This is a genomic window from Cellulomonas algicola, from assembly GCF_019024305.1.
Lineage (GTDB): Bacteria > Actinomycetota > Actinomycetes > Actinomycetales > Cellulomonadaceae > Cellulomonas > Cellulomonas algicola.
In genome coordinates, this window is the sequence record NZ_JAHKSJ010000013.1 from 79,972 (window position 1) to 102,671 (window position 22,700).

Annotated in this window: 13 protein-coding genes; all 13 read left to right on the plus strand. The window is 75.5% G+C overall.

The features are described 5' to 3' along the window. Window positions 1-38 precede the first annotated feature (38 nt). The 13 genes from KOV94_RS10935 to KOV94_RS10995 all read left to right on the plus strand — a co-directional run bounded on the left by KOV94_RS10935 (window position 39) and on the right by KOV94_RS10995 (window position 22,619). Complete coding sequence (locus KOV94_RS10935) at window positions 39-953, plus strand: PP2C family protein-serine/threonine phosphatase (protein WP_124341937.1); 915 nt, start codon at window positions 39-41, stop codon at window positions 951-953. Further along, window positions 950-2,383, plus strand: a complete 1,434-nt coding sequence (locus KOV94_RS10940; RefSeq protein ID WP_124341938.1) for an FHA domain-containing protein — start codon at window positions 950-952, stop codon at window positions 2,381-2,383. The genes KOV94_RS10935 and KOV94_RS10940 overlap by 4 nt, the downstream gene beginning before the upstream one ends. Beyond that, a complete protein-coding gene (locus KOV94_RS10945; protein WP_218052040.1) occupies window positions 2,380-3,948 on the plus strand; it encodes a protein kinase domain-containing protein in 1,569 nt (522 codons plus the stop codon). The genes KOV94_RS10940 and KOV94_RS10945 overlap by 4 nt, the downstream gene beginning before the upstream one ends. Further along, entirely contained in the window at window positions 3,945-10,040 is a 6,096-nt protein-coding gene (locus tag KOV94_RS10950) for an Ig-like domain-containing protein (protein WP_218052041.1), read from the plus strand. Before KOV94_RS10945 ends, KOV94_RS10950 begins: the two co-directional genes overlap by 4 nt. A 49-nt stretch (window positions 10,041-10,089) precedes the next feature. Next, window positions 10,090-11,046 (plus strand): AAA family ATPase, encoded by a 957-nt coding sequence (locus tag KOV94_RS10955; RefSeq protein WP_124341941.1) that lies wholly within the window; start codon window positions 10,090-10,092, stop codon window positions 11,044-11,046. Between the two features lie 8 nt (window positions 11,047-11,054). Further along, a complete protein-coding gene (locus KOV94_RS10960; protein ID WP_235843348.1) occupies window positions 11,055-12,197 on the plus strand; it encodes a DUF58 domain-containing protein in 1,143 nt (380 codons plus the stop codon). Next, window positions 12,194-14,545 carry a transglutaminase-like domain-containing protein gene (locus tag KOV94_RS10965; RefSeq protein ID WP_308160495.1) on the plus strand — a complete coding sequence of 784 codons (2,352 nt, stop codon included), beginning with the start codon at window positions 12,194-12,196 and terminating at the stop codon, window positions 14,543-14,545. The genes KOV94_RS10960 and KOV94_RS10965 overlap by 4 nt, the downstream gene beginning before the upstream one ends. Before the next feature lie 92 nt (window positions 14,546-14,637). After that, window positions 14,638-15,882 (plus strand): RDD family protein, encoded by a 1,245-nt coding sequence (locus KOV94_RS10970; protein WP_218052042.1) that lies wholly within the window; start codon window positions 14,638-14,640, stop codon window positions 15,880-15,882. A 10-nt stretch (window positions 15,883-15,892) separates the two neighbouring features. Next, window positions 15,893-17,353, plus strand: a complete 1,461-nt coding sequence (locus tag KOV94_RS10975) for an outer membrane protein assembly factor BamB family protein (RefSeq protein ID WP_218052043.1) — start codon at window positions 15,893-15,895, stop codon at window positions 17,351-17,353. Between the two features lie 70 nt (window positions 17,354-17,423). Continuing rightward, window positions 17,424-18,926 (plus strand): outer membrane protein assembly factor BamB family protein, encoded by a 1,503-nt coding sequence (locus KOV94_RS10980; RefSeq protein ID WP_218052044.1) that lies wholly within the window; start codon window positions 17,424-17,426, stop codon window positions 18,924-18,926. Window positions 18,927-19,108: 182 nt separating this feature from the next. Further along, window positions 19,109-20,854: a 2-isopropylmalate synthase gene (gene leuA / locus KOV94_RS10985; protein WP_218052045.1), complete on the plus strand. Its 1,746-nt coding sequence runs from the start codon at window positions 19,109-19,111 to the stop codon at window positions 20,852-20,854. Window positions 20,855-20,963: 109 nt separating this feature from the next. Then, window positions 20,964-21,695, plus strand: a complete 732-nt coding sequence (gene recO / locus KOV94_RS10990; protein WP_218052046.1) for a DNA repair protein RecO — start codon at window positions 20,964-20,966, stop codon at window positions 21,693-21,695. Between the two features lie 135 nt (window positions 21,696-21,830). Then, a complete protein-coding gene (locus KOV94_RS10995) occupies window positions 21,831-22,619 on the plus strand; it encodes an isoprenyl transferase (protein WP_307720323.1) in 789 nt (262 codons plus the stop codon). The last annotated feature ends 81 nt before the right edge of the window (window positions 22,620-22,700 follow it).

Here is a 22,700-nt window from a genome sequence, read left to right on the forward strand (position 1 = left end):
GCGCCCCAAGGCGTCGTCCGGACCGAGGAGGGGGCTGCGTGCGCACGTCCTGGGGCTCGGCGACCGATCGAGGCCTCGTCCGCGAGGTCAACGAGGACGCGCTGCTCGCGTACCCGCCCGTCTTCCTCGTCGCCGACGGGATGGGCGGGCACGACGCCGGCGACCTCGCGAGCCGGATCGCCGTCGAGGAGTTCGCCCAGCTCGCGGGCCAGCTCGCCGCGACCGCCGACGACGTGCACGCGTGCTTCACGCGCACCGCCGCGCGCATCCGCGGCGAGTTCACCGGCGGGCGACGCGGCGGCACCACCGTGGCCGGGGTCGCCGTCACCGAGCACGAGGGCGGGTCGTACTGGCTCGTCTTCAACGTGGGCGACTCGCGCGTCTACCGCTGGTCCGAGGGCGTCCTCGAGCAGGTGAGCGTCGACCACTCCGTCGTCCAGGAGCTCATCGACCTCGGCGAGATCACCACCGCCGACGCCGAGCGGCACCCCGAGCGGCACGTCCTCACGCGCGCGCTCGGCACCGGCGAGCCGCCCGAGCCCGACTACTGGCTGCTGCCCGCCGGCCTCACCGACCGGCTCCTCATCTGCACCGACGGCCTCACGCGCGAGCTCCACGACGAGGACCTCGCGGCCGTGCTCGCCGCCGTCGGCGACCCGCAGGACGTCGCGACGCAGCTCGTCCAGGCCGCGCTCGCGCGGGGTGCGCGCGACAACGTCAGCGCCGTCGTCGTCGACGTCGCGACCGCGGCCGGGGCGCTCGACGACGTCCACATCACCGTGCCGCGCATCGGCGCCGACCTCGCCCCGACCCAGTGGGACGAGATGCTCAACGGGGCGACCGTGCCCCGTTCGCCCGCGCGGCCCTCGTCAACCTCCCCCGGGACGTCGGACCATGGAGGCACACTCTCGTCCGCACCCCCGACCGCTCGCGACCAGGAGACCCCGACATGAGCGTGCCCCAGTACAGCGCCGGCGAGTGGACCGCGGTCGTCCGGCCGGGGTTCGTCGCGCTCGTCGGCCCGCAGGCCGACGCCGACGTCGCCCGCGCGCTGTGGGACGCCGCGCCGCAGGGCGTCCTCGCGGTGCTCGACGTGCTCGCGCGCGACGGGCTCGCCGCGCTGCCGCCGTTCGCCGTCGCGTCCGTCGACGGCACGCGGGTGCACGTCGCCGTGCGCGGTGACGTCGACGTCGAGGTGACCGCGACCGACGGCGCCGTGCAGGTGCTGCGCGCCGGGGCCGTCCGCACGTGGTCGGAGCAGGTGCTCGAGACCGTGGGCGTGGTCGTCGCGCGCGCCGATGGAGCGCCCGACGCGCCCACGCTCCCGCTCGTCGAGGGCGTCGCGCCCGCCGGGACCGTGCGCGTGGACGTCGCCGAGGTCGTCGTGCCCGTCGTCGAGCCCGTCGTCGAGGAGGCGCAGCCGACCGCCGGCGAGCCGTCGGTCGACGACCACGCGTCGTCGCACGCCGAGGGCACCCCCGCGCCCGCCGCCGAGGTCGAGCACGTCGTCGTGGCGCCGGTCGCCGTCGAGCCGGTCGCGCCCGCGGCGGTCCCGGCGGAGCCTGTCGCGGACGAGCCTGCGGCCGTCGAGCCCGCGGCCTTCGAGCCGGTGGCGGTCGAGCCGGCGCCCGAGCCGGTGGTCGAGGCCGAGCCCGCCGCGGCGCCCGTCGCGCTCACCAAGGACACCCCGCAGGCGCAGGTCGCGGACGTCGTCGAGGAGCCCGTCACCCCGGCCGACGACGCGTGGGAGCACACCGTGCGCACGCCCGCGTCGGCGGCCTACCCGCTCGAGCCGCAGCCGACCGAGCCGCGCTACGACGTCGTCGCGGCCGCCGAGCAGTTCCTGGAGCAGCACGCGCAGCGTCCGGGTCTGGTCGACCTGCCGCCCGTGCGTCCCGTCGACCAGCCCGTGCCGCCCGCGTCGCCGGACGACCACGACGGCCTCACGATCCTGTCGTCGGACCTGGCCGCGATCCGCGACCAGCTCCCCAGCTGGGCAGCCGACGAGGTGCCCGGCCCCTTCGCGGTCCCCGCGGCGGCGGAGCCGGCCAAGCTCGTGCTGTCGACCGGCCTGGTCGTGACGCTCGACCGCGCGGTGCTGCTCGGCCGTGCGCCGCAGGTCGCGCGCGTCACCAACCGCGAGCTGCCGCGCCTCGTCACGGTGCCCAGCCCGCAGCAGGACATCTCGCGCACGCACGCCGAGGTGCGCGTCGAGGGCGACCACGTCCTCGTCACGGACCTCGACTCCACGAACGGCGTGCACGTCGCCCGGCCGGGGGAGGGCGCGCGCCGCCTGCACCCCGGCGAGCCGAGCGTCGTCGCGACCGACGAGGTCGTCGACCTGGGTGACGGGGTGACGTTCACCGTGGAGCGGGGGTCGTGACCGCACGCCGCGAAGCCTCCTCCCCGCCGCGACTGCCCGGCTACGAGTTCCTCAGGGTCCTCGGGCTGGGCGGTTTCGCGGACGTGTTCCTGTACCAGCAGGAGCTCCCGCGACGTGAGGTCGCGGTCAAGGTGCTGCTCGCCGGCAGCCTCGACGACGAGGTCCGGTCGCGGTTCCAGTCCGAGGCCAACCTCATGGCCCAGCTGTCGCACCACCCGTCGATCGTCACGATCTACCAGGCGGCGATCGCGGCCGACGGCCGGCCGTACCTCGTCATGGAGTACTGCTCGCGGCCCGGTCTCGCCGAGCGGTACCGGCAGGAGCGGATCTCCGTCGCGGAGTCGCTGCGGATCGGCGTGCGCCTCGCGTCGGCGATCGAGACCGCGCACCGCGCGGGCATCCTGCACCGCGACATCAAGCCCGCGAACGTCCTGACGACCGACTTCGGCTGGCCGGCCCTCACGGACTTCGGCATCGCCGCGACCACCGGGCACGGCGCCGGGGCGACGGTCGGGATGTCGATCCCGTGGTCGCCCCCCGAGCTGCTCAGCGAGCACCCGACGGGCGACCAGCGCTCCGACGTGTACTCGCTCGGTGCGACGGTCTACTCGCTGCTCGCGGGCCGCACGCCGTTCGAGATCCCGGGCGGCCAGAACAGCGCGCAGCAGCTCGTCGCGCGCATCGAGCGCTCGCCGCTGCCGCCGACCGGGCGCGACGACGTGCCGGTCGGCCTGCAGCACGTGCTCGAGCGCGCGATGGCGAAGGACCCCGAGCGACGGTTCTCGTCGGCCGCCGCGATGGGGCGGGCGCTCCAGGCCGTCGAGTCGGCCCTCCGCCTCCCCGTGACGCCGCTCGACCTGTCCGACGACGGCGACGAGCCGGTCGAGCCGCTGCCGGTCACACCGTCCGCGGAGCCCGAGGACGCGACCCGGGTGCGGTCGGTCGTCACGCTCGACCCGCACGCCGGTGCGCGCACGACGCCAGGTGTCCCGCGGCCGCCCGACGCCGACGAACCGACGCGGCTCCGGGGCGTCCACGTCGTGCCCCCGGACGCCCGGCCCGAGCCCCCGCGCCCGTCCGCGTTCGTCGTGCCCGACGAGCCGGCCGTCGCGACGGAGGACCAGCGTCCCGGCGCGTCACGACGCACCCGCGTGCTCGCGGGCGTCGCGGCCGCCGTCGTGCTGCTCGGCACCGTGACCGCGGTCGCGGTCGCGACGCTGTCGAGCGACCCGCCGCCGCGCACCTCACCGACGCAGGACGACCTGTCGGGCGACGCGCCGCAGGTGACGGGAGGGGTCGTGCCCGCGCCGCACTCGATCCGGGCGACCCCGCAGGCCGACGGCTCCGTCGTCTTCACCTGGGTCAACCCCGACCCGGCGGAGGGCGACCGATATCTGTGGGCGGTCCGCACCGCGACGGGCGAGCCCACGCCGCAGCTCACGGACGCACCCACGGTGACCGTGCCCGCCGAGCAGGCGCCCGGCGGCCAGGTGTGCATCGAGGTGTCGATCGTCCGCGCCGACCGGTCGTCGTCCGCGCAGCCCGCGCAGGGGTGCTCGGCATGAGCTGGCAGACGGTCCGCAGCCGCGCGACGAAGACGATGGCCGTGGTCACGCTGCCCGCCGTCGTCGCGGTCCTCGCGCTCGTCGACCAAGGTTTCCCACTCGCACGCGTCGACCTCAACGACGGCGGCGTGTGGCTCACCAACACGAGCCAGCTCAAGCTCGGCCGGTTCAACGCGCAGGTCGAGGAGCTCGACGCGGGCGTCGTCACCAGCGGCAGCACGTTCGACGTCCAGCAGGACGGCGGCGACGTGCTGCTGCTCGAGCCGACCGGCTTCTCGGTCGTGGACCCGGCGTCCGTCACGCAGACGACCGCGGTGGCCGTCGCCGGCGCCGACGTCTCCATGGCGGCCGGGACGGTCGCGGTCGCCGCGGGCGGCGACGCCTGGGTGCGCACGGTCGACCAGCTCGACCGGCTCAACGTCCCGCAGGACCCGGCCGACGCCGAGGTCGGGGACGGCGGCACGGTCGTGGTCGCGCGCAGCGGCGTCGCGCTCGCCGTCGCCGAGGACGGCGAGGTCACGCGCGTCGACCTGTCGCAGCTCCCGACGACCACGCCCGGCGGCACGCTGCGCGGGGAGGGGGACATCGACTCCGTGACGGCCGTCGGCGACGAGCCCGTCGTGCTCTCGGGCAGCACGGTCCGGACGCTGCACGGCACGGTCGAGCTCGACGGCGAGGACCTCGCGCTCCAGGAGCCGGGGCCGCAGTCGTCGCGCGTGCTGGTCGCGAGCCGCGACGCGCTGCTCGAGGTGCCGCTCGACGGCGGCGACGTGGTCGAGCACCCGACGACGGGGGAGGGCCGCCCGGCCCGGCCCGTGCAGGTCGGGTCGTGCGCGCACGCCGCGTGGGCGACGCCCGTCGGCTCGTACCTCGAGCTGTGCGACGGGACGAAGCCGCAGGTCCGCAACCTCCAGGACATGTCCGCGCAGGACGTGCTCGTCTTCCGCGTCAACCACGGCATCGTCGTGCTCAACGACACGCTGCGCGGCCGCGTCTGGATGCCGACGCAGGACACCGACCTGCGCACACCGGACTGGCAGGACGTCGTGCCCGAGGAGGAGCCCGAGGAGGCCGAGGACGAGTCGCAGACCCCGCAGACCACGCAGGAGCTCGTGACGGAGTGCTCGGACTCGTCGGCGGCGCCCGTCGCCGCGGACGACGAGTTCGGCGTGCGCCCCGGCCGGACGACGATCCTGCCGGTCATCGACAACGACTCCTCGTCCGACTGCGGGATCCTCGTCATCTCGACCGTCGACCCGCTGCCGCCCGAGTTCGGCACGGTCGAGCCCATCTTCGGCGGCCGGTCCCTCCAGGTCGCGGTCGCGCCCGACGCGACCGGCACGGCCGAGTTCACGTACACGGTCGACGACGGCCGCGGCACGAGCTCCCCGACGACCGCGCGCGTGCGGCTGACGGCGCGCGACGGCTCGCTCGACGACCCGCCCGTGCAGCTGCGGAACGGCTCGCTGCGCGTCGAGGCGGGCGGCGAGGCGGACTACCAGGTGCTCGCGGACTTCCGCGACCCCGACGGCGACGACCTCGTGCTCGTCGGCGCGTCGGCCGACGCGGCGGCCGGGACGGTGCGGTTCCGCCAGGACGGGTCGCTCACGTTCCGGGCGGACGGGGGGCGGCTCGGCCGCACACCGGTCACGGTGCTGGTCTCCGACGGCACGCACACCGTCGAGGGCTCGCTCGAGGTCGACGTGCGGCCGGCGGGCTCGCTCGCGCCGCAGATCGACCCCGTGCACGCCGTCACCTACGTCGGGCAGGCCGTGACGCTGCGGCCCCTCGACGCGGTGCGCTCGTCGTCGCAGGAGGCACCGCGGCTCGCGAGCGTCGACCAGGTGGTCGGCGCGACCGTCGAGGCGGACCTCGCGGCCGGCACGTTCACGTTCTCCGCGCCGCGCGCCCAGACGTACTACGTGCCGTTCGTCGTGACCGCGGCGCCGCAGCAGGCGACGGGTCTCGCGCGCGTCGACGTGCTCGAGTGGCCCGAGCAGGCACGCCCGCCCGTCGCGGTGCGCGACGTCGCGTACCTGCCGGCGGGCGGCGAGGTCACGATCGACCCGCTCGAGAACGACTCCGACCCGGCGGGCGGCGTGCTCGTCCTGCAGGACGTCGACGTCCCGCCCGGCCTCGGCCTGCACGCCGCGGTCCTCGAGCACCGGTACGTCCAGATCACGGCCGACCGCACGCTCACCGAGCCCGTGTCGTTGCGGTACGTCGTCTCGAACGGCGGCGAGGAGGCGGTCGGCGAGATCGTCGTGCGGCCCGTGGCCGCGACCGGGACGTCGCAGCCGCCCGTGGTGCGCAACGTCGAGGCGTCCGTGCGCACCGGGGGCGTCGTGACCATCCCGGTGCTCGACACGGCGTACGACCCCGACGGCGACCGGCTCACCGTCCAGCCGACGCTGGCGGAGCCGCTCGGCGACGGCGAGGGGCTGCTCTTCGTGTCGGGCGACGTGCTGCGCTACCAGGCGCCGTCGACACCGATGACGGCGCGCGCGACGTTCGTGGTCCGCGACGAGACCGGCAACGAGACCGCCGCGACCCTCACGGTGCGCGTGCACGCGTCCGACGCCGCGACCAAGGCGCCGCCGCGGCCGCGCGACCTCGAGGCGCGCGTCTTCGCGGGCGACACGGTCCGCATCGACGTCCCGCTCGTCGGGATCGACGACGACGGCGACGGTGTCGCGCTCCTCGGCTTCGCCAAGCCGCCCGAGCGCGGCCGGATCGTCGAGGTCGGCGCGGACTACCTGGTCTACGAGGCGGCGCAGGACGACCTCGGCACCGTCACGTTCAGCTACGCGGTCGAGGACTGGACCGGCCAGCGCGCCGTCGCGGACATCCGGGTCGGCATCGCCAAGAGGCCCACGACCGCGGCCACCGTCGTCGCGCGCGACGACGCGGTGACGGTCGCCCCGGGCCGCACGGTCGAGGTGCGGGTGCTCGCCAACGACGTCGACTCGAGCGGCGGCGACCTGACGCTGTCCGACGAGCTCGTGACGTCGCCGACGGACGCCTCCGCGCGGGTCGAGGGTCGACGCATCATCGTGCGGGCCCCGGAGAGCGACGGGATCTTGCAGATCTCGTACACCGCGACCAACGCACGCGGCGGGAGCGACACCGCCGTGCTCACGGTGACCGTCACGCGCGACGCCCCCGTCCTGGCACCGATCGCCGCCGACGTCGTCGTGCCGCCCGCCGACACGTTCGAGCTGACCGAGGTCGCCGTCAACGTCCTCACGCTCGCGCAGAACCCGAGCGGCCCGCTGAGCGACCTCGAGGTCTCGGTGCCCCGGTCGGTCGCCGACGTCGCACGTGTGGCGCCGGACGGCCGGGTCGTGATCACGCTCGTCGACCACGCGCAGACGCTGCCGTACCGGCTGACGAACACGACCGACCCGACCGGCGAGGCCGCGTCGTGGGCGTTCATCACGGTGCCCGCGCTCGGGTTCTTCCCGCCGACGCTGCGCCGCGGCGCCCCCGACCTGCGGGTCGCGACGGGCGAGCTGCTCGAGATCTCGCTCGACGAGCAGATCAAGGTCGCCCCGGGCCGCACCGCGCAGGTCGCGGACCCGCTCGGCGTCACCGCGACCAAGTCCGACGGCAGCGGGCTCGTCAAGGACGACACGACGCTGCAGTTCCGGTCCGCGCCCGGGTACGCCGGTCCCGCCTCGATCACGCTCGTCGTCACCGACGCCACGGGTGCGGGCGACTCGTCGGCCCACACCGCGCCCCTCACGCTGCTCATCGACGTGTACGCGGTCGACGACCACCCGCCGACGTTCACGCCCTCGACGATCGACGTGGCCCCCGGCGAGGCGGCCTCGGTGGTCGACCTCCGCGCGTTCACGACCGGTCCCGCGGGGCAGTCGGGCGCCGCGGAGAAGTACAGCTACCAGCTCACCGGGGCGAGCCCGGTCGGGTTCACGGCGACGGTCGAGGCCGGCATCCTCTACGTGGCGGCGGCCCGCGACACCCCGAAGGGCAAGACCGCGCAGCTCCCGATCCGCATCGGCTACGGCCGGTCGGGCTCGCTCGACCAGGCCGTGGCCGTGCGCGTCGTCGCGAGCAAGCGTCCGCTCGCGGTCGTCCTCGACCGGACGCTGACCGACGGCGAGGAGGGCAAGGAGCGGCGCGTCGACGTCCTGGAAGGCGCGTACAACCCGTTCCCCGGCGAGCCGCTGACCGTCGTCGGTGCGCGCGTCGAGTCGGGCCAGGGCACGGTCGCCGTCGGCGACGGGTCGGTGTCGCTGCGCCCGGCCCAGGGGTTCATCGGTCAGATGGTCGCCGTCGTGCGGGTGCGGGACGCGACCGGCGACCCGGACCGCGAGGTCGAGGGGCGCGTGGTCCTCGTCGTGCGCGGGCGTCCGGCCGTCCCGATCGCGCCGCGCGTGGGCGAGGTCCGCGACCGCACGGTGGTCCTGTCGTGGGACGCCCCGGACAACCGCGGCGCACCGATCGAGGAGTACCGCGTCGTCGCCAGCCCGGGCGGCATCGCGCGCTCGTGCACCAGCACGACGTGCACGCTCGACAACCTGACGAACGACGTCGAGTACACGTTCACCGTCGCCGCACGCAACGCCGTCGGCTGGTCGGACCCGAGCGCGCCGTCGGCGCCCGCGCGGCCCGACGCGGTCCCGGACGCGCCCGCGACGCCCTCACTCGAGTTCGGCGACAACGCCGTCACGGCGCGGTGGACCCCGCCGGCGTCGCGCGGGTCGGCCATCTCGAGCTACACGCTGCAGATCTCGCCGTCGCCGCAGAGCGGCCCGGCGAGCGTCTCGACCAGCTCGACGAGCTACACGTTCACCGGCCTGCGCAACGGCACGGCGTACACGGTGCAGGTCCGGGCGCACAACCGCGCGCCCGAGCCGGGTCCGTGGTCGCCGTGGTCGACGCCGATGGTGCCCGCGCGCGCGCCCGACGCCCCGACCGTGCAGGCCCTGCCGACCGACTCGCAGACGGGCCGCGTGCTCGACGTGACGTGGGTGCCCGGTGCCGACAACGGCGACCCGGTCGCCGAGTACGAGGTGACGGTCGAAGGCCCGAACGGTGTGACGGCGCTCGTCCCCGCCGGGCAGACGCGCTGGACGTTCACCCAGGCGAGCACCGGGTACCCGTACAAGGTGTCCGTCCGCGCACGGAACAAGGCCGGCCAGGGCGCCGCCGGGACCACGACCGCGTCGACGTTCGGGCTGCCGACGGCGCCGACCTCCCTCACGGCGACGTCGCTCGCGGGCCAGGGGGCGATCCGCCTGTCGTGGTCCGGCGCCGACGGCAACGGCGCGCCGATCACCGAGTACGTCGTCCGCATGCCTGACGGGACGGAGCGGTCGGTGGGCCGCGGCGAGCAGTGGGTCGCCGAGGGCCTGCAGGGCCGCGACGAGCCGTACACGTTCCAGGTCCGCTCGGTGAACCAGGCCGGGTCGAGCGGGTGGAGCCCGGCGGCGAGCGCCCCCGCGACGACGCCTCCCGGCCAGCCGAACGTCGCCCAGCCGACGGTCACGGGCACGACGTCCGCCGGTCGGCCCACGACGCTGCAGATCAGCTGGTCCGCGGCCGCGGCCAACGGCGGCAGCAACCTGCGGTACCGGTGGAGCCTGCAGACCGACACGGGTCAGCGCGCGGACGGCACCGGCGCGGCGGGCCAGACGGTCGACGTGTCCGGGTGGAACTGGCGCTGGCAGGGCACGCGCGTCACGCTCACGGTCGTCGCGGACACGACGGTCGACGGCCGCACGTTCACCAGCTCGCCGGGCCAGAACAGCGCGGTGGTCACGTGGGGCGCGGTGCCGAAGCAGGTCACGGGCGTCACGCTCACGGCGAACTCCACCGACGCGCCCACGCAGCTCACCGCGGCGTGGTCGGCGCCCGACTCGGGCGGGCTGTCCGTGACCTACCAGGTCTGCTGGTCCGTCGACGGCAACCAGGTCGGCTGCGACGACGAGAACGGCACGACTCGCACGCGGCGCATGCGCGACCTCGGGGACCCCGGGACCGGGGCCAAGGTCACGGTCGTCGTGACCGCCCGCAACGAGAAGGGCGCCGGTCCGGCGTCGAACCCCGTCACCTACACGGTGCCGTGACCCCCGAACCCCGCACCTCGAACCCCGCACGTCCCTGGAGGAGAACACGATGACCCCCGAGCAGAGCGCCTGGTTCGCCGAGACGTTCGACACGCTCGTGTCCAACGTCGGGCAGGCCCTGCTGGGCAAGGACCGGACGATCCGCCTCGCGCTCACCGCGATGCTGGCCGAGGGCCACCTGCTGCTCGAGGACGCGCCCGGCACGGGCAAGACGTCGCTCGCGAAGGCGCTGGCCGCGACGGTGCAGGGCACGCACCACCGGATCCAGTTCACGCCGGACCTGCTGCCGTCGGACGTCACGGGCGTGACGATCTACGACCAGGGGTCGCACAAGTTCGAGTTCCACCAGGGGCCGGTCTTCGCGTCCGTGGTGCTCGCGGACGAGATCAACCGCGCCTCGCCCAAGACGCAGGCCGCGCTGCTCGAGGTCATGGAGGAGGGGCAGGTCACGGTCGACGGCGTGACCCACTCGGTCGGCCGGCCGTTCATGGTCATCGCGACGCAGAACCCGATCGAGCAGGCCGGCACGTACCGCCTCCCGGAGGCGCAGCTCGACCGCTTCCTGATCAAGACGTCGCTCGGCTATCCCGACCGGGCCTCGACGATCGAGATCCTCGCCGGCGCGCGCGACCGCACCACGAACCTCGCGCCGCGCATCACGACGCAGGCGGTCGGCACGATGGCGGACCTGGCCCGCACGGTGCACATCGACGACGCCGTCCTCGACTACGTCGCACGCCTCACGGAGGCCACGCGCGCCGACGCGCAGACGGCCCTCGGCGCGAGCGTCCGCGGCGGGCTCGCGCTCGTGCGCTGCGCGAAGGTGTGGGCCGCGGCGGCGGGCCGCGAGTACGTGCTGCCGGACGACGTGAAGGACCTCGCGCAGCCCGTGCTCACGCACCGGCTCGTGCTCGACACCGAGGCCGAGTTCGCGGGCGTGCGCGCGGACGACGTGCTCGAGCGCATCCTCGAGACGACGGCGCCGCCGGTCCTGCGAGCCGTGTGACGGTGTCCGTGCGCATCTCGCCCCTCGGCTGGGGGACGGCGGTCGTCGCCGTCCTCGGCCTCGTCGCGGGCCGGTGGCTGGGCTGGCTCGAGGTGGCAGCCGTCGGCGCCGCGCTCGCGGCGGTCCTCGTGGTGTCCGGGCTCATGGTGCTCGGCCGGTCGCGGTTCGGCGTCGTGGTCGACCTCGCGGACCGGCGCGTCCGGGTGGGGGAGCGCGCCGTGGGCCGGGTCGAGGTGCGCAACGCGGGGCGGCGGCGCTCGCTGCCGGCCCGGATCGAGCTCCCCGTGGGCTCGTCGGTGGCCGAGCTCGGGGTGCCCGGGCTCGCGCCCGGCGCGTCGCACGACGAGCTCTTCGCGGTGCCGACGTCGCGCCGCGCGGTCGTCGTGGTCGGGCCGGTCCGCTCGGTCCGCGGCGACCCGTTCGGCCTGGTGCGACGCAGCATCCGCTGGACGTCCCCGGTCGAGCTGTTCGTGCACCCGCTCACCGTGGGGCTCAGCGGGTCGGGCTCGGGCGTGCTGCGCGACCTCGAGGGCCAGTCGACGCGCGACCTGTCCGACTCGGACCTGTCGTTCCACGCGCTGCGCGACTACGTCGCCGGCGACGACCGCCGGTACATCCACTGGCGCACGACCGCGCGCCGCGGCTCGCTCATGGTCAAGCAGTTCGAGGACACCCGTCGGACGCAGACGGTGATCGCGCTCGCGACAGACCCGCGCGACTACGCGGACGACGACGAGTTCGAGCTCGCGGTGTCCGTGGTGGCGTCCCTCGCGGTCCACACGATCCGCGAGCAGCGCGACATCGCCGTGCTGGCGGGTCCGGGGGCGCTGCGCGTGCAGACCCCGCCGCTGCTGCTCGACGACTGCGCGCGCCTCACGCAGGCCGACGGCGGGGCGGGCGCGGCCCTGCTCGGGCGCCGGGTCGCGCGTGAGACGCCCGACGTGTCGGTCGCCATCCTCGTGACGGGGTCGGCGGTGGACGACGCGACGCTGCGACTGGGTGCGCGGCACGTCCCCACGGGCACGCGGACCGTCGTCGTGCGCTGCCAGCGCGGGGCCGAGGTCGCGGTCCGCACGCAGGGCACGCTCAGCATGGCGACCGCGGGGGCGCTGTCCGACCTGCCGCGCATGCTCCGCCGGGTGGTCGCGTGAGCACCAGGCCCGTGATCGGCGTGCGGACGGCACGCGCCGCGACGGTCGACGTCGTCGTGCTCGTCGGCGTGCTCGCGCTCGTCCTGCTGCCGCTGCTGCCGGTCTACGGCGGCCTCGCCGCGCTGCCCGCGATCGTCGGGGGCCTCGTCCTCGGTGCGGGCGTCGCGCTGGCCGCCGCCGCGCGTCGCTGGTCGGCGGCCGTGACGGTCGCCGTGCTGACCGTCACCTACCTGCTCGCGGGCGGCCCGCTCGCGGCCCCGTCGACGACGGTCGCGGGCGTCGTGCCGACCGCGCGGACCGCGGTCGAGCTCGCGCGCGGTGCGGCGTCGACGTGGAAGCAGCTGCTCACGCTGCAGCCCCCGGTCGGCACCAGCGGGTCGCTGCTCGTCGCGGCCTACCTGCTCGCGCTGGTCGGCTCGGCGGTCGCCGTGACGCTCGCGGTGCGCGTGCGCCGCCCGGCCGTCGCGGCGCTCGCCGCCGTGGTGCCGCTCGTCGTCATGGTCGCCGTCGTCGTCCTCGGCACGCGGGACCCGGTGCCGCCGCCCGCGCTCACCGGCACGGTCGCGGTGCTCGCGCTGCTGCCGTGGGCCGCCGCCCGCACGGGTCTGCTGCGGCCTCGACGCGTCGTGGCGCTCGGCTCGCTCGTGGCGGTGGCCGTCGCGGCCGGGGTCGTCGGGGCGCCCGCCGTGGTCGGCGACACCCCGCGGTACGTCGTGCGCGACGAGATCGTCCCGCCGTTCGACCCCCGGGACTACCCGAGCCCGCTCTCGGCGTTCCGGCACTTCGTCAAGCTCGGCGAGGACACGACGCTGCTGACGGTGCGCGGCCTGCCCGACGGTGCGCGTGTGCGGCTCGCCACGATGGACCGCTACGACGGGGTCGTCTGGAACGTCTCCGGGGACGGCTCGGCCGACGCGTCGGGGGAGTTCCGCCGGGTCGGCGAGGTGCTGGAGCCGTCGGCCGACGGCGACCAGGCGCAGGTCGAGGTCGAGATCGGGGCGCTCTCGGGCGTCTGGCTGCCGACGGTCGGCATGGCGACGTCGTTCGACCTGGGCGCGTCGTCGGGCGCGCTGCGGTACAACGACGCGACCGGGGCCGCGGTGCTCGTGGGCGGTGTGCGCAAGGGCCTGACGTACGACGTCGACGTCGTCGTCCCGCCCACGCCGGACCCGTCCGACATCGGCGCCGCGCCCGCGGCGGCCGTCACGCTCCCGGAGGTCGTCGGGGCGCCCGACGTCATCGCGGTGACCGCACCCGACGTCGCGCGCGACGCCGGCGACCCGGCCGAGGTCGCGACCGCGCTCACGAAGTGGCTCTCCGAGAAGGGGTACTTCAGCCACGGCGTCGGACCCGAGGACTACCCGTCGCTGTCGGGCCACGGCGCGTTCCGCATGACGGCCCTGCTCGGCGGCGACCTCATGGTCGGTGACGGCGAGCAGTACGCGTCGGCGCTCGCGCTCCTGGCCCGCGAGATGGGCCTGCCCGCGCGCGTCGTGATCGGCTTCGAACCCGAGCCGTCGGGCGGCGAGCCGGTCGAGCTCACGGGCGACGACATCCGCGCGTGGGTGGAGATCGCGTTCACGGGCTACGGCTGGGTGCCGTTCGACCCGACGCCGCCGCCGACGCAGACGCCGCAGGAGGACCAGCAGCAGGCGCCGACGCAGCCCGACCCGCAGGTCGTCCAGCCGCCCCCGCCGCCGCCGGACGCCGTGACGCCGCCCGACGAGGACACCGAGCAGCCGACGACGGACGACCCCCAGGACGACGCCGACGGCAACGCCGTGTGGCGGCTGGTGGCCCGGATCGCGGGGATCGCGTCGATCCCGGTCGTGCTCGTCCTCCTGCCGTTCCTGGTGGTGGGTGTCCTCAAGGCGCGGCGCCGCCGACGTCGTCGCCGTCGGGCGGACACCGTCGGGCGCGTCGCGGGCGGCTGGGAGGAGGTCGTCGACCACGCGCACGACCTGCGCCGCCCGGTGCCCGACCTCGCGACCCGGCAGGAGGGTGCGCGGGCGCTCGCGCACGCGTTCGCCGACGCGCCGGCTCCGCAGGCGGCCGCCGTCGCCGCGACGGTGCACGAGCTCGCCGGGCACGCCGACCGTGCGGTCTTCGCGGCGGCCGAGCCGACCGACGCCGACGCGGCGGCCTACTGGCAGCGCGTCGAGGCGGCCGTGAACGCCATGACCCGTACGGTGGGCTGGCGTCGGCGCGTGCGGGCCCGCCTGTCGACGGCGTCGCTGCGTGCCGGCCGACGTCGCGCGCGGGCCGTGGGCGCGTCGGCGGCCTCGGGTCCGCCCGGGCGACGCGGTCGACGGGCCGCTGGCCCGGGCTCGGGCGCGCGCGGCACCTGACCGTCGCACCCGGCCGCCCCGCGGCTCTCAGCACCGCCCGCTCGACCCCGTCCCCGCAGCACCGCTCGACCGTCCGACCCGAGGAAGTCCACGTGCAGCCCGTCGCCCCGCTCCACCCGCCGTTCCGGTCGGCGGTGCCCGCCGACGAGCCGCCGGCCGGCCTCGGTCGACGGTTCGTCGCCGGCGTGATCGACGCCGCGGTCGCGGTGGTGCTCGGCGGCTGGCTCGTGCTGCCGTGGTGGCTCGCGACCGCGCGCGCGGCGGCGACGGGCGAGCGGCCGCCCGCGGCGGGTGTCGGGGTCGCGGTGGGGATCGCGGTCATGGCGATCGTCGGTGCGGCGCAGTGGGTGCTGCACGGCAGGACCGGCGCGACGCTCGGCCGGTTCGCGGTCGGCATCCGGACGCTCGACGTCGAGACGCGCCGGCCCATCGGCGTCGGGCGCGTGCTCGTGCGCGGCCTCGTGGTCGCGGCGGGTGCGCTCGTCCTCGGCGTCGGCCAGGTGGTGGTGCTGCTGTCGCCGCTCCTCGACCGGACGGGTCGGCGTCGCGGCTGGCACGACCTGGTCGCGCGCGACGAGGTCCTGGTCGTGCGGGGCACCGAGCTCGCGCGGCCCCGGGGCGTGCACGCGTGGGACGGTGCGGCGCCAGGACCGGCGGCCGCGGTCGTCGCTCCCGGCGCCCCCGAGCCGCCGTCCGTGACGGCTCCTGTGCGCGTCCCGCGCTGGGCGGCGGCCCAGACGGGCGGCACGGAGCAGCTCTCCGAGTGGCTGGACGACGACGCGCCGTCGCTCGTCCTCGCGCCGGTGACCCCCGCGCGCAGCGGCCCGGACCTCGACACGCGCGCGCTGCCGATCGTGCGCGCGGCGGCCGCGGCGTCCGCCGTGTCCGCACCGGTCGCCCCGGTGAGCGGACTCGACCCCGAGCTCGAGCTGACCCGGCCCGCGCCACGCCGGCCGGACGTGCGCGTCGCACCGGCGCGCCCGCGGACGGTGCCGACGACGGCCGAGTTCGAGCTGAGCGACGGGCGGCGTCTGACGGTCGAGCGCACCGCGCTCGTGGGACGCAACCCGGCGACCGTCGCGGACGTGCAGCTCGTGCGCGTCGTCGACCCGGCGCGCTCCGTCTCGAAGACTCACCTGCAGGTGGGCGTCGAGCCGGCCGGCGTGTGGGTCGCCGACCGCGGCTCGACGAACGGCACGGTCGTGACGCTCCCGGGCGGCGGTCAGGTCGTGTGCCAGGTCGACCACCAGGTCCGCCTGCGGGTCGGCGCGACGGTCGTGTTCGGCGACTGCTGGATGCGTCTGGTCCGGGCACCGGAGTCGTCGGCCGTGTCCTAGAGTCGGCCTCATGGCCGGGAGGCGATCGGCTGCGCGGATGCAGCTCGTCGAGGTGGACGAGTCGCCCGCTCCTCCTCGCCGCCCGGATCGCGAGAACAACCCCGTCTCTGCGCTCGTCGAGCCGTCGTCGGCACCGACCGCCCGGGGGTCCGTCGGGCGGCTGGTCCGTCGGTGGTGGCCGGTCGGCGCCGTCGCGGTGGTGGCCGTCGTGGCGACGGTCGTCGCGGGCGTCGCACGGGACCGCGAGTTCGTCGAGCGGGTCGGCGCGGTGCCCGGGCTCGTCCGGCCGCTCGACGGCGTCCCGACCGTCCGCTGGACCGCTCCTGCCGCCCCGCACCGCGGCGCGGTGGTGTCCGCCGACGGCACGGTGGTGCTGGTCTCCGCGCAGGACGGTCGGTGGCTCGTGACCGCGCACGACGCGGCCGACGGGACGGCGCTGTGGTCGCAGGACCTGGCGCCCGTGCAGGTCTCCGGTTTCGAGAGCAGCCTCGTCGCGTGCCCGTCCCGCGGGGAGGATGTCGGCGGGCTCGTCGTGTGCCTGGTGACCGAGCCGCGCGTCGTGTACTCGGACGACGCGTCGGTCGACGAGCCCGCGCACACCCGCGTCGTCGCGCTCGACGGGGCCGACGGCGAGCAGGTCGGGGAGTGGGAGGTCGACCAGGCGCTCGTCGAGGCGGGCCGCGTGGGCGACGACGTGGTGCTGGTGACGCTCGACGACGCGGGGCATGCGGTCGCCGAGCGGCGCGCGGGGGTCGGCGGCGAGGTGCGCTGGACGTACACGACACCCGACGTGCTGGAGTCGATCACGTTGAGCCGCGTCGCCGATGCGAAGGTCGCGCGCGACGTGGTGGTCGTCGAGGGCGTCGTCACGACGGTCCTCGACGTCGACGACGGCGCGGTCCTGACGACGGGGGCGCCGTACCGGAACCTGCAGGTCGTGGCGCTGCAGGACGGCTTCGCGACGTGGGCGACGGTCGGCGGGGGGCACGTGCACGCCCCGGACGGCGCGGAGCGCTTCGAGGTGGACGGCCTGCCGGTGCCCTTCGCGCTCGACGACGGCACGGCGGCCGACGTGCTCGTCGTGGACGACGGTTCCCGGCTGCGCGGCGTGGACGCGGGGACGGGCCGGGTGCGGTGGTCGACCGACACGATGCTCGACGTGCGGGCGCGCGTCTCCGAGCGGCTGCTGGTGTCGGGTCTGACGCGGTTCGGCGTGGTGGACGCGTCGGACGGCCGGGTCCGCTGGGTCTCCGACGCGGGCGACCCGATGCCGTGGACGCCGCTGACGGACGGTGCGCTGGTGCTCGCGCCCGGCCTGGCGCCGGACGGCACGGCACAGCTGGTCGGCCTCGGGCTCGACGACGGCGTGCGCTACTGGGCGCTCGACCTGCCGGGCCGGGTGCAGCGGATCGACGGCTTCGGAGGCGTGCTCGTCGCGCGGACGGCGGACCAGGCGCTCGTCCTCGGGTAGCGCGGGACGGCCGGTCGCCGCCGCGCCCGCCATCTCCCGGACGGCCCGACCGCGGGGTTACCGTGAACGCATGGGGGCGGCCGGGCCGAGCCCTGCGCTGCAGCGCGTCCCTCTCGACGAGGTCGACGAGGCCGACGCAGGGACGGGCGTGCGCCCGCCGTCGGGGTTCCAGCGTGCCGCCCGGCTCGGGAGCGCGTGGGCGGGCTGGCGGTCCCGCAGCCCGTGGCGCGCGGTCGCGGTCCTCGTCGGCTCGCTGGGTCTCGCGGTGACGCTCGCGGTGACGATCCCGAGCCTCGTCACGGCGCACGAGCGGAGCACGGTCCTGCGGCCCGGCGCGTTCGCGGGCGCGATCCGGACGTCGGCCGTGCCGGCGGTCCGGTGGACGGTCACGGTGGACGACCGCGTGCCGCCGTTGCTGGTGGGCGACACGGTCGTCGTCGCCACGGGTCCAGGCCCGGACGACCGGTCGCTCGCGGGCCTGGACGTCGTGACGGGCGCGGTGCGCTGGCAGCGGCCGCTCGGTACCGACCCGCGGCCGGCGGAGGTGCGGTGCCTCGAGGTGCAGGGCAGCGTCGCGTGCACGCTCGGACCCGACCAGGTCGACGAGCGCGTCGCCACGCGGTCGGGTCTGGCGCCGACGCGGGACGCGGCGGCGCTCGTGCTGCTCGACCCCGCGACGGGCGAGGTGCTGCGGCGCGCGACGACACCCGGTCGGGTCGTGTCGCTCGCGACGGACGACGAGCTCGACGGCGACGTCGTGCTCGCGGCGATCGCGGACGGCGTCCTGACGATCCGGCGGACGGACCCGGCGACGGGCGAGGTCCGCTGGGTCGCGACGCGGCCGTCGGCGTTCCCCGCGGCGTCGACGTCGCGCGTGCGGGTGTCGGTGGGCGGCGGCCTGGTGGTCGCGACGGCGGAGGGCAGCACGCTCGTCGTGCACCTGGACGACGGCGTCCCGGTGCCGCCCCCGGCCGACGCGACGGGCACCGACGAGACGGCGCTGCTGTCGGACGGGACGCTCGTGCGGACGCGGTACCGGGTGCACGCGGTCGGGGTGGACGTCGTGTCGGAGCTGTCGGACGGCGACGGCGAGCCGTGGCTGACGACGCGCGGCGTCCCGGTCGAGCCGACCGTGACCGACGGGTCGTCGGCGCTGGTCTTCACGTCGAGCGTGCTCGCGGGCGGGCCGATGGGGGGCCGGGTCCGCGCGTACGCGCCGGGCCGGCCCGACCCGGAGTGGCACGCGCTGACCCCGGCGCGCGAGATCGCGGTCGACGCCGGCGGCCGGGTGGTCCTGCGGGCGGCCGGTGCGCTCGTCGGTCTGGACGTGGAGACGGGGCGGACGGTGTGGCGGCGGACGTTCGGGCTCGGCATGGGGGCGGTGTTCTCGGACGGCCGCCTGGTCGTGGTCCAGCGGACGTCGCCGGGTGACGGGTCGGCGCTCGTCGCGCTGGACCTGCGGTCGGGGGCGCCGGAGTGGGTCGCGCCGCTGCCGCCCGGGGCGCGGACGGTGGTGCAGCTCGGGGCGCACCTGTACGTCGTGTCGGACGACGCGCTGACCGCGCTGCGGTGACGCGTCCGGCGTACGGCTGCGTTTGCCGGGGGGCCGGGCCGTGGGGGTAGTGTGACGACGTGCTCGTTCGCACCCTCCTTCTTCGTCGCCGCGACGAGGCCCTGTAGAGGCCGCATCCTCGTCGCGGTGTTCCCTGTGCGCCGGCCGCCCCAGCCGCACCGCCACGAAGGAGCGTCACCCCCATGAGCTATCTCGAGACGAGCCCCCAGCAGCCGTCGCCGATGCCGGTCCACAAGTACCGGCCGTTCCACGAGCAGATCCGCGTCGACCTGCCCGACCGCACCTGGCCCGGCAAGCGCATGACGCAGGCGCCGCGCTGGTGCGCGGTGGACCTGCGCGACGGCAACCAGGCGCTGATCGAGCCGATGAACCCCGCGCGCAAGCTCGAGATGTTCGAGCTGCTGGTGCAGATGGGCTTCAAGGAGATCGAGGTCGGCTTCCCGTCGGCGTCGCAGACGGACTTCGACTTCGTCCGGATGCTCATCGAGGAGGGCCGGATCCCGGGCGACGTCGTCATCCAGGTCCTGACGCAGGCGCGTGAGCACCTGATCGAGCGCACGTACGAGGCGATCGCGGGCGCCAAGCAGGCGATCGTCCACCTGTACAACTCGACGTCGACCCTGCAGCGCGAGGTCGTGTTCCGGTCCGACGAGGACGGCATCGTCGACATCGCCGTCTCGGGTGCCCGGTTCTGCAAGAAGTACGAGGAGCTGGTCCCCGACACCGAGGTCTTCTACGAGTACAGCCCCGAGTCGTACACCGGCACGGAGCTCGAGTTCGCGGTGCGGATCTGCAACGCGGTGCTGGAGGAGCTCCAGCCGACGCCGGACAAGAAGGTCATCGTCAACCTGCCGGCGACGGTCGAGATGGCGACGCCGAACGTCTACGCGGACTCGATCGAGTGGATGAGCCGGAACCTGCGGTTCCGCGAGAACGTGATCCTGTCGCTGCACCCGCACAACGACCGCGGCACGGCCGTCGCGGCCGCCGAGCTCGGCTACCTGGCCGGCGCGGACCGCATCGAGGGCTGCCTGTTCGGCAACGGCGAGCGGACCGGCAACGTCTGCCTGGTCACGCTCGGCATGAACCTGTTCAGCCAGGGCATCGACCCGCAGCTCGACTTCTCCGACATCGACCACATCCGGCGCACGGTCGAGCGCTGCAACCAGCTGCCCGTGCCCGAGCGGCACCCGTACGGCGGCGACCTCGTCTTCACGGCGTTCTCCGGCTCGCACCAGGACGCCATCAAGAAGGGCCTCACGGCCATGGAGGCGACCGCCGCGCGCGAGCACAAGACCGTCGACGACCTCGTCTGGGCCGTGCCGTACCTGCCGATCGACCCGAAGGACGTCGGCCGCTCGTACGAGGCGATCATCCGCGTGAACTCGCAGTCCGGGAAGGGCGGCATCAGCTACCTGATGAAGTCCGAGAAGGACCTCGACCTGCCGCGCCGCCTGCAGATCGAGTTCTCGCAGGTCGTGCAGAAGCACACCGACGAGCACGGCACCGAGGTCACGGCCGACGAGCTGTGGCGGATCTTCGAGGACGAGTACCTGCCGGTCGAGCCGGGCTCGGCGACGCCGCCGTGGGGGCGCCTCAAGCTGCGCGGCACGCGTGCCACGAGCTCCGAGGACGGGCCCGACTCCCTCGTCGTGGACCTCGTCGACCGCGGCGAGGTCCGCACCCACGAGGGGTCCGGCAACGGCCCCGTCGCGGCGTTCGTCGACGTGCTGCGCGGGATCGGCGTCGACGTCGCGGTCCTCGACTACGCGGAGCACGCCCTGTCCGCGGGCGGTGACGCGTCCGCCGCGGCCTACGTCGAGTGCGCGATCGGCGACCAGATCCTGTGGGGCGTGGGCATCGACCCCTCGATCACGACGGCGTCGCTCAAGGCGATCATCTCGGCCGTGAACCGGTACGAGCGCTGATCCACGCCGTCCCGCAGCACGTGCAGCAGGGCCGTCCGGCGCGTCCGGGCGGCCCTGCGCGCGTCGTGTCGGAGCACGCCGTGTCGGACCGCCGGGGGAGAATGACCCGGTGAGCCTCTACCGCGACGAGGCGATCGTGCTGCGCACCCACAAGCTCGGTGAGGCCGACCGCATCGTGACCCTGCTGACGCGCAGCCACGGCAAGGTGCGCGCCGTCGGCAAGGGCGTGCGCCGCACGTCGTCGCGCTTCGGCTCGCGGCTCGAGCCGTTCATGCACGTCGACGTGCAGCTCTCCACGGGCCGCTCGCTCGACATCGTCACGCAGGCCGAGACGCTCGGCGCCTACGGCCGCGCGGTCTGCGAGGACTACACGCTCTACACGGCCGGGACCGTGATGCTGGAGACGGCGGAGCGGCTCGTCGAGGCCGAGCACGAGCCCGCGCTGCAGCAGTACTGGCTGCTCGTCGGCGCGGTGCGCGCGCTGGCGACGCGCGAGCACACCCCCGGCCTGGTCCTCGACTCCTACCTGCTGCGCGCGCTCGCGGTCGCGGGCTGGGCCCCGTCGTTCACCGACTGCGCACGCTGCGGCGAGCCCGGCCCGCACCACGCGTTCGCGGTCGCGTCCGGCGGGGCGGTGTGCGGCGCGTGCCGCCCGCCCGGTGCCGCGGCCCCCGCGCCCGAGACGTTCGCGCTGCTCGCCGCGCTGCTCGCGGGCGACTGGTCGGTCGCCGACGCGAGCGCCGAGCGGCACCGCGGCGAGGGCAACGGCCTCGTCGCCGCATTCTGCCAGTTCCACCTGGAGCGCCAGCTCCGCTCCCTGCCGCTGGTCGAGCGCGTCTGACCGTCGCGGCCGGCGACGACCGACGGTCCCGTTGACGTCCGGCGCACGCCCGTGGCTGTGCCGGACCCGTGCCCGCGCTGGTCGGAGGCGGTGACGCCACACCGCCGCGGTCTGCCGAACGGGCAGAATGTGGGCGTGCCGACTCCCGTGCCCCCGTACCCGCACCCGTCCGGGGAGCGCGCCCCGGCGATCCCGAAGCAGTTCGTGCCGAAGCACGTGGCCGTCGTGATGGACGGCAACGGGCGGTGGGCGAACGCCCGCGGGCTGCCACGGACCGAGGGGCACCGGGCGGGGGAGGCGTCGCTGCTCGACGTCGTCGCGGGGGCGATCGAGATCGGCGTCGAGTACGTGAGCGCGTACGCGTTCTCGACCGAGAACTGGTCGCGCTCGCCCGACGAGGTGCGGTTCCTCATGGGGTTCAACCGCGACGTGCTGCGACGGCGCCGTGACCTCATGAACTCGTGGGGCGTGCGAGTCCGGTGGGCGGGTCGCCGCCCGCGGCTGTGGCGGTCGGTCATCTCCGAGCTGGAGGAGGCCGAGCAGCTCACGAAGGACAACACGACGTGCACGCTCACGATGTGCGTCAACTACGGCGGCCGTGCCGAGATCGCCGACGCCGCGCAGGCCATCGCGCGCGAGGTCGCGGCGGGGCGGCTCAAGCCGGACCGGATCAACGAGAAGACGTTCGCGCGCTACCTCGACGAGCCGGACCTGCCCGACGTGGACCTGTTCCTGCGGTCGTCGGGGGAGCAGCGCACGTCGAACTTCATGCTCTGGCAGGCGGCGTACGCGGAGCTGGTGTTCCTCGACGAGCCGTGGCCCGACGTGGACCGGCGGCACCTGTGGCGCGCGGTCGAGACGTACGCCCGACGCGACCGTCGGTACGGGGGAGCGGTCGACAAGCCCGGGAGAGCGCCCGCCTGAGCCCGCGCGCGCGGCCCCGCGGCGCTCGGCTCCACGTCGACAGCGCCCTCACCTGCGCCGATGTCGGACGGAGCCGCTACG